We start from the raw sequence: 8,495 nt of genomic DNA, 5'->3' as shown, positions 1-8,495 counted from the left end.
TGTTGGAACTAGTAGAGAAAACCGGATTTGAAGCCCCTGCGATCGCGGTAATTGGCTCAGTAGTAAATCTGCACAGTATTTTATCAGAAAGCCGTCCCAGAAAGAGAGAGCTTTAAACCCATTTTCTTGGTAAACTAAAACGCCACGCATTTATCTTCTGTGCATTTTAGCTAAGTAAAATTTTGGTCTAAAAGGTTGGGCTATGGTAGAAACAGCACTAAACATTACCTTGGAATCTGAGACAATTCTGATTCAGCAGTTGGAGTCAATAGATCAGAATAACCCGCAAACTTGGCATAATAAGTTGATTCTCGGTGATTGTTTAGATGTTTTACGCAAGTTGCCTTCTGCAAGTATTGATTTAATTGTCACTTCCCCTCCATATGCTGATAGTCGAAAAAAAACTTATGGAGGAATTGCACCAGATGAATATACTGATTGGTTCCTCACAAGAGCATTAGAACTAAAAAGAGTTTTAAAACCTGAAGGTTCTTTCATTCTGAATATTAAAGAGAAAGTTGTTAATGGGGAAAGACATCCATACGTATTGCATTTAATTTTAGGGATGCAGAAACAGGGATGGTTATGGACTGAAGAATATATATGGCATAAAAAAAATAGTTATCCTGGTAAGTGGTCTAATCGCTTTCGTGATTCTTGGGAACGTTGTTTACATTTTAATAAGCAAAAAAAATTTAAGATGAATCAGGAATCTGTCATGGTTCCTATGGGAGATTGGGCAAAATCTCGGCTCAAAAATTTAAGTGAGACTGACAAAAGACGCGATAATTCTAAAGTTGAAAGTGGATTTGGCAAGAATATCTCTAATTGGTTGGAGCGGAAAATGGCTTATCCAACCAATGTTTTACATTTAGCAACTGAATGCGGCAATAAAAATCATAGTGCCGCTTTCCCTAAAGCTCTCCCTTCATGGTTCATCAAATTATTCACTGATGTAGATGATGTAGTTCTTGATCCGTTTGCTGGTTCAGGAACGTCTTGTATAGCTGCTAAAGAATTGGGTAGAAATTATATAGGAATTGAGATTAAAAAAGAGTATTGTGAACTGGCAGCCATGAATATCACAGCAACAGTTATCAATACTCAACTTATGGCAAACCATCATCAGTACCATGAGGAGTTAAATGTGGCAGACCAAAATTATCAGATTTATCATAATTACTTAATTCAGCACGTCCTCACACCTTTCTATGATAAAAGATTTGAGAAATTGAACAAATTAAAGCTTAAAATGTTCTCAAACGTAAAAATCCTTATTTATTTAAAGCAAAAAATATTGAGCGCGCCCAAGATTTTGTTGATAGTATCATTACTGCCTTTCTTTCATCACAGGAAGAAACAATTTTTGGGAACTTGTTGGAAGGGTTTGCTATATATATATGTGAATCTTTATACGGTGGTTTTAAGTCGAAACTCAACAGTGTTGATCTAGAGTTTGAGCGAAATGGAACATATTATATTGTAGGGATTAAATCTGGGACTAGTTGGGGAAATTCCGACCAAATCAGTAAGATGAAAGATAATTTTAAAAAAGCCCGGCAGTCATTGAGAAATCAAGGTTTTACAAGTAATATCATAGCCGTTAACGGTTGTATGTACGGCAAGGATAGTAGCCCTTTTAAGGAAGATGTGGATACAGATAAAACATACTTCAAGTATGCGGGACAAGAGTTTTGGGAATTTATTTCAGAAGATGCCAAACTTTACCAAGAAATTATTGTTCCTATTGGAGAGGAAGCCAAGAAAAAAGATGAAATTTTTAAGTCTACTCTTGATGCCAAAGTTAATGAAATGACTTTTGAATTTATGCAGTATTTTACTACAAATGGTCGTATTGATTGGATTAAACTAGTTGATTATGTTTCTAAAAAAGGCGATGTCAAATTAGCAGCAATATCTCAACAGATGACATTAGAATTAGAAGATAGAGATGCAGATTTAGAAGAAACTCTAGATTTAGCAGACGCACTAGATTTTGAAGAATAGAACATAAATAGGTTTCAATCAGCGTTGAGTCCCGACAAACAATTGAGCCACCATCTCAGCACGAGATGAAACTTCTAGTTTACGGAACATCCGTTTTAAAGCTTGCTTTACAGAATTTTCCGTAATCCACAGTTCCACCCCAATTTGAGCATTAGTTCGCCCTTGTGCTACTAACTGAGCAATTTGCATTTCACGGGGTGTTAATTGATGAGTTTTAGATTGTTGGTATCCTAATTTACCTGGATTTAAATTTAGGGATCTTACCGTTGCTACCCAAGCCGATAAATGCAGACATAACGCGCTCACATCCAGCAAGTTCTGTGTATCAAATGCTGTCATCCCGATAGCACGGGTAAAAGCAATCACACCCACTAATTGACCTTGATTGACAATTGGCCCTACCAGAACGTGCCAATGATCAGCCCGTGGACAAATTAACTGCCATGCTTTCGGTGAAATTACTAAAGCTTCATGAACGGGGGTATGTCTTTCTACTAAATAACGCACAACGGGATTACGTTTAGTAGATAAAGCAAACTGCATCACCCTTTGCAACCTGCTATCCAGCAAAGGGAGTTCCTCTAGAAAAAATAATCCTGAGCGTTTAGCCGCAAAATAATCACTCAATTCGGGGAAAAGCAGTGATTTTAATTCCTGTTCGTTTTTTGCGTGGATAATCCTTTGAAACAAAGATTGTAAGTTCGCCATGATTCACAAAGTGTACTCGTTCGAGGACTAGGCTGAGTCAGGAAATGAGCCTAATTTTAACTGTGGACAGGAAATTATTTGAAAATTTACTGTCACACTTTAACATTTTGAGAAAAATCATGTCCCAGTACGCTCATCCTGAAGTTGTAGTAGATACTGAATGGCTAGAAAATCATCTCCATGATCCCAATCTTCGCATTGTAGAAGTTGATACAAGTCCAGAACTATACAAAAATGCTCACATTCCTGGGGCTGTATTTTGGCATATTTTCACAGACATATTATTGCCGGATTTGAGCATGAATTTAGATGCGATCGCCTTTGCTAATTTGATGTCGCGTTCTGGTATCACTAACGATACAACAGTGATTGCCTATGGTAGTTATCCAGGAACAGGAGGGTGGATTTTTTGGCTATTAAAATTATTTGGACACAATCATGTCAAAGTTCTCAATGGTGGATATCAAAAATGGAAATCAGAAAATCGTCCCCTGTCCCCAGAATTATCAACCTTTTCATCAGTTCCCTACGAAGCTCAAACGCCTGATCCTCAGTTACGAGTATTGCATTCGGAAGTTCAAGCTTCTATGAATAGAAAAAATAGCATCCTATTGGATGTTCGCACGCCTCAAGAATACAGTGGTGAATGGTTTTTCAATCAACCCCCAAAAAAGAATGAACGTGCTGGACATATTCCCGGCGCAGTTAATATTGAACACATTCTGACTTTAAATGAGGACGGCACTTTCAAATCATTGCCTGAATTGAAAAGTCTTTATGAAAGTCAAGGTATTACACCTGATCAGGAAATATTTCCCTATTGCGCTATTGGTGGGCGTTCTGGATACATCTGGTTCGTCTTAAAGTATTTACTCGGCTATCCCCAAGTTCGTAACTATGACGGTTCATGGAATCAATGGAGTCGTCTTTCCAATGTTTAGGGATGTAAGGGTGTAGGGGTATAAGGGTGTAAGGGTTTCACTGTTCCCTGTTCCCCGTTCCCTTTTTTGTAAAACCTCTTTCCCTTTCCCCTTAACTCCTTCCTCAACCCTGAATGGCGTTTAATAAATCTTCTACGACAAAAGGCCAAGTAAAGTAAGCATCAGCACCTTGTTTTCTCGCCCAAATTCTATGAGTTTCTTGATGATGCGCGCTACAAACCACTATCGGGATATTTTGATAAGTATAATGACTTTTAAAAAAGCGACATAGTTCAAATCCGCTTCTTCCTGGTATCACTACATCAGTGACAACTGCACTCAGTCTAACTTCTAAAGCAATTTCTATACCAGCTTTAGTTGTATGAGTCTTAATAATTTGATAGCCCTGTGATTCTAAATAACTACTGATGAAATCTAACTCACTCAGGGAGTCTTGAATAATTAAAACTTTGCCTACCCAAGTAATACTCAATCCTGAATCTCCATGATAATCAGAAGGTGATATCAGGTATTTAACTTTGTAACCGATAATTAAACAATATGTTTAAAAATTACTTTAAGTAAATCACTGTGAGTGAATGGTTTAATTAAATATCCTGATGACCCGACTATTTTAGCTCTAGCTCGGTCAATTAGACTGGCTTTTGCTGTCATCATAATAATAGGAGTATTTTTAAAATTAGAATGTTTTCGCAATAAAGAACACAATTCATAGCCATCTAAATCTGGCAGATCAACATCCAGTAAAATTATGTCTGGCTTGGTATGCAGTATTTCCATCAACGCTTTTAGAGAATTTGTAGCCCCAATAATGGAAAAAATTTGCTCATCTAAAAAGTTCTTAATACTATTTAATACAACTAAATTGTCATCTATACAAAATATCTTATAAATCTTTCTGTCAGAATCATTTGGTGAATTTGACTGATAGTGATGATTATTATTTAAGGGCTGAGATGGATAACGTTTAGTATCTATTTTGGGGAGTCTTGGTTCTGGTTTTGGTTTAGTATAACTCTGATAGTTAACTCTATGACTCACGGATGATTGCATACTATTTTTATACAAGTCGGCAATATCCATTTCCTTTTTGAATCCTTCAGATGCGTGTCCTCGTTGTTGACACTGTTCTACTAATAAGCGCAAATTTAAGTAACAAAATTTAGGTAAGTCATCTAAAAAACTTTCAGGTATAAACTCATAACTACCTTCCTCTAACACTAAAAATGTCTGTAAAACTTCCAACGCCAAATGTTCTATAAGTATGGCGGCTTGTGAGGGACTGATATATTTTTGATTAACTAACCAACAAATAGCCAAATAATCGGGATTAGGAATAGATTGATTTTCGATATCTGTCTCAAAAATTACCCGTAACTGGTCGTTAATTTCTCTAGGGAGGGTGGTAATTTCCTGGCTCAAAGTCTGTAAGTGGCGATAAAGCGGCTCAAACATTCTTTCTGAGTAGCAAGCGTAAATTAGTCTACCCTCATCTACATAAATTGACCAAGCACCGGATGTGCTGAACACCTGTAAACAGCCGGTTACAGTTTTACCAGTGATTTTTTTTAACAGTGATAGCGGTTGTATTTTCTGGAAAAATCTGTATCTACTAATAGGTAGTGTTTTCATAGTGGCACTCAGCGAAAAATTTAATATTATATAAATATGAATTCCGAGAAAATTTGCCAGATTTTTAGGTATGTTTGTATAACTGCGATCGCTCAATCGATGCAGCCAGCAAAGTTATATTCAGCACAGTTTTTGCGGCTTACAGTGTAATAATTTTTGTAAGCCACTAGCACTAACATTGATTAACGCAAATTACTTGGAAAGTAATTGCACTCCCTTATTAAACAGCAAAGTATTTACTGATTACCAGGAAAAATTTTCCCAAAAATCAGCTATCTTTTCTGTATCTTTAGTTAATCTCACTCATCTAACAGTACAGCAATTCTCAAAATTAGAGATATTGGCTCAAACCCATCAGTAGCAAAAAACTATTTCTCGTTGTTATTACTTAATTAAAAATCACCAGAAATAGAGCCTTATGGCAATATTACTTAACATAATTAAGTGTTTTAAAATACATTCAAAAAAGTTATTTAACCAAAGAACTAAAGTATCACAAGCTGACATCATAATAAATCATGAGAATCTAGTTCGTAGTAAGGACTTTAGTCCTTATCTTTTCCCTACCAGATGCTTATGTGATAGAGGACTGAAGTCCTCTCTTCTCTACGAATCTTAATTACGTTAGCGTACCCCTCCGGGGAAGCAAGCTACGCGTTAGCGTCTCGGAGAGAAGCGGGGCGTTAGCCCATTGCGAATTGGTATAATTATTTCCACTTGAATTACAACTCAATGGTGAACAATTTCTTTTTACAAGTCGAAGAAGATAGCGCACGTCTTGACCGTTACCTTGCAGATGAGTTACCCGATTTATCTCGGTCTCGCATTCAGCAGCTGATTGAACAAAGCAAGGTGCAAATTAATGGTCATGTCTGCACATCTAAAAAGATAAATGTAAAAGTAGGCGATCGCATCACTTTAGAAATTCCTGAAGCGCAACCATTAGAACTGCAAGCGGAAAATATCCCTTTAGATATTCTCTACGAAGATGAGCAGTTACTCATTCTCAACAAACCAGCTGGTTTAGTCGTTCATCCCGCACCAGGACATCCCGACGGGACATTAGTAAATGCTTTACTCGCATATTGTCCCAGTCTACCTGGGATTGGTGGTGTGCAAAGGCCAGGAATTGTGCATCGTCTAGATAAAGATACCACAGGGGCGATCGCGATCGCTAAAACTGACATCGCCTATCAACACCTACAAGCCCAACTCCAAGCCAAAACCGCACGCCGAGAATATTTAGGTGTAGTTTATGGTGCGCCAAAAACTACCAGTGGCACAATAGATTTACCCATTGGTCGCCATCCCCAAGACCGCAAAAAAATGGCAGTTGTACCCGTAGAACAAGGCGGGAGAACAGCTATTACCCATTGGCAAATTCAAGAACGTCTGGGTAACTATACATTAATTCATTTTCAACTCGAAACCGGACGCACCCACCAAATCCGCGTCCATAGTGCTAAGATTGGTCATCCGATAGTTGGCGATCCTCTCTATGCTTCCGGTCGTTCTGTGGGAGTCAACTTACCAGGTCAAGCACTCCACGCTTGGCGGTTGAAGTTACAACATCCCATTTCCCAAGAATGGATTGAAGTTACAGCAACACCTCCACCAACTTTTACAACTCTGGTGGAAGTTCTGAGACGCAGATCAATGTAACCTATCACCCATAAAGATTATGCGTAATATCTTGGATTCCGCTATATTGTAGATATTTAGATTTTCCTGATACCGAAAAATGCCAGCAAGGTTGCAAATAAAATCTGAAGATTGCTCCCCTTTAGGACGATTCATTCTTCAATACTTGGAAGAACAGGGTATCAGTATGAATCGTCTGGCGGATTTGTCTGGTGTTCCTCAACCAAGATTGAGAGGTGCTTGCTTTAAGGGAACTTGTCCTACCCCTGAAACTTTACGAAAACTAGCTAGAGTGATGGGAAAACATCACCTAGAACTTTATACCTTAGCCTACGAAGCCAGAATTCAGCCTATTCCTGAAGATGCAGAGAATACTTCCCTTGATATATTAATGCGAGATTTATTTGAAACCGCCAGAGAAATGGGGCTAACTGTCCCTAAAGTGCGCCCTTCTAAAGCAAAAATCCGTAAAGCCCTTTTGGAATTAGGATTTAGCTCCGACAACAGTGATGAGTGTGCTTAACTACGAAAATTAAGTGGTTTGAAATTTTGAACTTGGAATTTTCTATACAAAATCCTTGTTGGAAAATCTGGTTGAAGGAAATCTCCAATCAGACTTTCCGCAAAATTTAAAATCTCATATTGAGTGAGGTTTCAGATTTTATTATCTGCCGCGATAAGGAACGGAACGTTCAATATCAATGTTTTGTACAGAAAGACGTTGAGGAGCGTTAACTTGGGGATTAATACTCCGCGCCATATCTAAGAACAGAGAGGGGCTACCAGCTTTGGGCTGTCTGTCTGGAGATGCGTAGGTGCGGACAGAAGTTTGCCAAATGAATTGAGGGAAGCCAAGTTTCGCACGATAGTATTCATCGTAACGAGGAGATGTGATGTTGAAAGGCCGTTCACCTTCTGAGCGTCCAGGTAGGACTCTACGACGTTGGTAAGGTACGATATCATACCCAAAAGCCTCTAGATACTCATCAGAGTTGAGTAGGTCATCAACGAAGCCTTTAATACCTTTGGTAGCTACGACAATTGACCAAGCTAATTTTTCCCGATTATCGTATACATCACGACCGAGAACACGCTGTACTGTTTGTTCTACAAAACGGTAGTTGCTGTTGAGGTCGTAGAAACTACGCTTGTAGGTGTTAGATAATAACAATCCGCGAATAAAATCACGCACTGTAATCTGACCACTACGCAGCTGAGATTCTAAAAAACGCTCTCTATCAGCAGCAAAAGCATGGAAGAAAATCTGGCGATAGGAGGCTTCAATCAGATTATCTAAATCAGTAGAGGAAAGTAGGTTTTCTGTAGAGTAGATCCTGGGTTGTTCATCACCAGGAACTTCATAACCGCTTACTCGTTGGTTTTGAGACTTAGGGGAATATTCTAAAAGAGGAAGTGCCACGGATACAAAATCTCCCTTTTCCTTAACGAAATCTTACAAGTTATCATAATCATAAAGGAGAAGGGAAGGAATTATTCGATTTAGTTTGATAAAAATTACATAACTTAATTAAGTAGTTGCAAATACCTGAAACGTTGACGCAACAA

General features: G+C 38.2%; 8 protein-coding genes and 2 pseudogenes. 6 read left to right on the top strand and 4 right to left on the bottom strand.

What is annotated here, in order from left to right; translation table 11 throughout:
- The 3 genes and pseudogenes from CV014_RS28110 to CV014_RS28100 all read left to right on the top strand — a co-directional run.
- A pseudogene (locus CV014_RS28110) lies at positions 1-116 on the top strand (uroporphyrinogen-III C-methyltransferase); the annotation flags it as partial.
- 86 nt (positions 117-202) lie between these two features.
- Positions 203-1,015, top strand: a pseudogene (locus tag CV014_RS28105) (DNA-methyltransferase); the annotation flags it as partial.
- Positions 1,016-1,296: 281 nt separating this feature from the next.
- Positions 1,297-2,007, top strand: a complete 711-nt coding sequence (locus tag CV014_RS28100) for a PmeII family type II restriction endonuclease (protein WP_236145026.1) — start codon at positions 1,297-1,299, stop codon at positions 2,005-2,007.
- An 18-nt stretch (positions 2,008-2,025) separates the two neighbouring features.
- On the opposite strand, the gene CV014_RS28095 is transcribed toward CV014_RS28100, so the two are convergent.
- Positions 2,026-2,715 (bottom strand): helix-turn-helix transcriptional regulator, encoded by a 690-nt coding sequence (locus CV014_RS28095; protein WP_236145025.1) that lies wholly within the window; start codon positions 2,713-2,715, stop codon positions 2,026-2,028.
- A 119-nt stretch (positions 2,716-2,834) separates the two neighbouring features.
- Here CV014_RS28095 and CV014_RS28090 point away from each other — a divergent pair, with 119 nt between their 5' ends.
- Entirely contained in the window at positions 2,835-3,656 is an 822-nt protein-coding gene (locus tag CV014_RS28090) for a sulfurtransferase (RefSeq protein ID WP_236145024.1), read from the top strand.
- A 103-nt stretch (positions 3,657-3,759) separates the two neighbouring features.
- Here CV014_RS28090 and CV014_RS28085 read toward each other — a convergent pair whose 3' ends face one another.
- Both CV014_RS28085 and CV014_RS28080 read right to left on the bottom strand, forming a co-directional pair.
- Positions 3,760-4,128 carry a response regulator gene (locus CV014_RS28085; protein WP_236145023.1) on the bottom strand — a complete coding sequence of 123 codons (369 nt, stop codon included), beginning with the start codon at positions 4,126-4,128 and terminating at the stop codon, positions 3,760-3,762.
- Between the two features lie 59 nt (positions 4,129-4,187).
- Positions 4,188-5,288 carry a response regulator gene (locus tag CV014_RS28080; protein ID WP_236145022.1) on the bottom strand — a complete coding sequence of 367 codons (1,101 nt, stop codon included), beginning with the start codon at positions 5,286-5,288 and terminating at the stop codon, positions 4,188-4,190.
- 732 nt (positions 5,289-6,020) lie between these two features.
- Between CV014_RS28080 and CV014_RS28075 the strand changes: the two genes are divergently transcribed.
- Positions 6,021-6,950, top strand: coding sequence for an RluA family pseudouridine synthase (locus CV014_RS28075; RefSeq protein WP_236145021.1), 930 nt, complete (start codon positions 6,021-6,023; stop codon positions 6,948-6,950).
- A gap of 79 nt (positions 6,951-7,029) precedes the next feature.
- Positions 7,030-7,452: a helix-turn-helix domain-containing protein gene (locus CV014_RS28070; protein WP_268964941.1), complete on the top strand. Its 423-nt coding sequence runs from the start codon at positions 7,030-7,032 to the stop codon at positions 7,450-7,452.
- A gap of 141 nt (positions 7,453-7,593) precedes the next feature.
- On the opposite strand, the gene CV014_RS28065 is transcribed toward CV014_RS28070, so the two are convergent.
- Complete coding sequence (locus CV014_RS28065) at positions 7,594-8,349, bottom strand: phycobilisome rod-core linker polypeptide (RefSeq protein ID WP_236145019.1); 756 nt, start codon at positions 8,347-8,349, stop codon at positions 7,594-7,596.
- Positions 8,350-8,495 lie beyond the last annotated feature (146 nt).

This window comes from Nostoc sp. CMAA1605 (assembly GCF_021596505.1).
Classification (GTDB): Bacteria; Cyanobacteriota; Cyanobacteriia; order Cyanobacteriales; family Nostocaceae; genus Trichormus.
The sequence above is the reverse complement of the archived record's forward strand: the minus strand, read 5'-3'. Positions and strand labels throughout refer to the sequence as shown.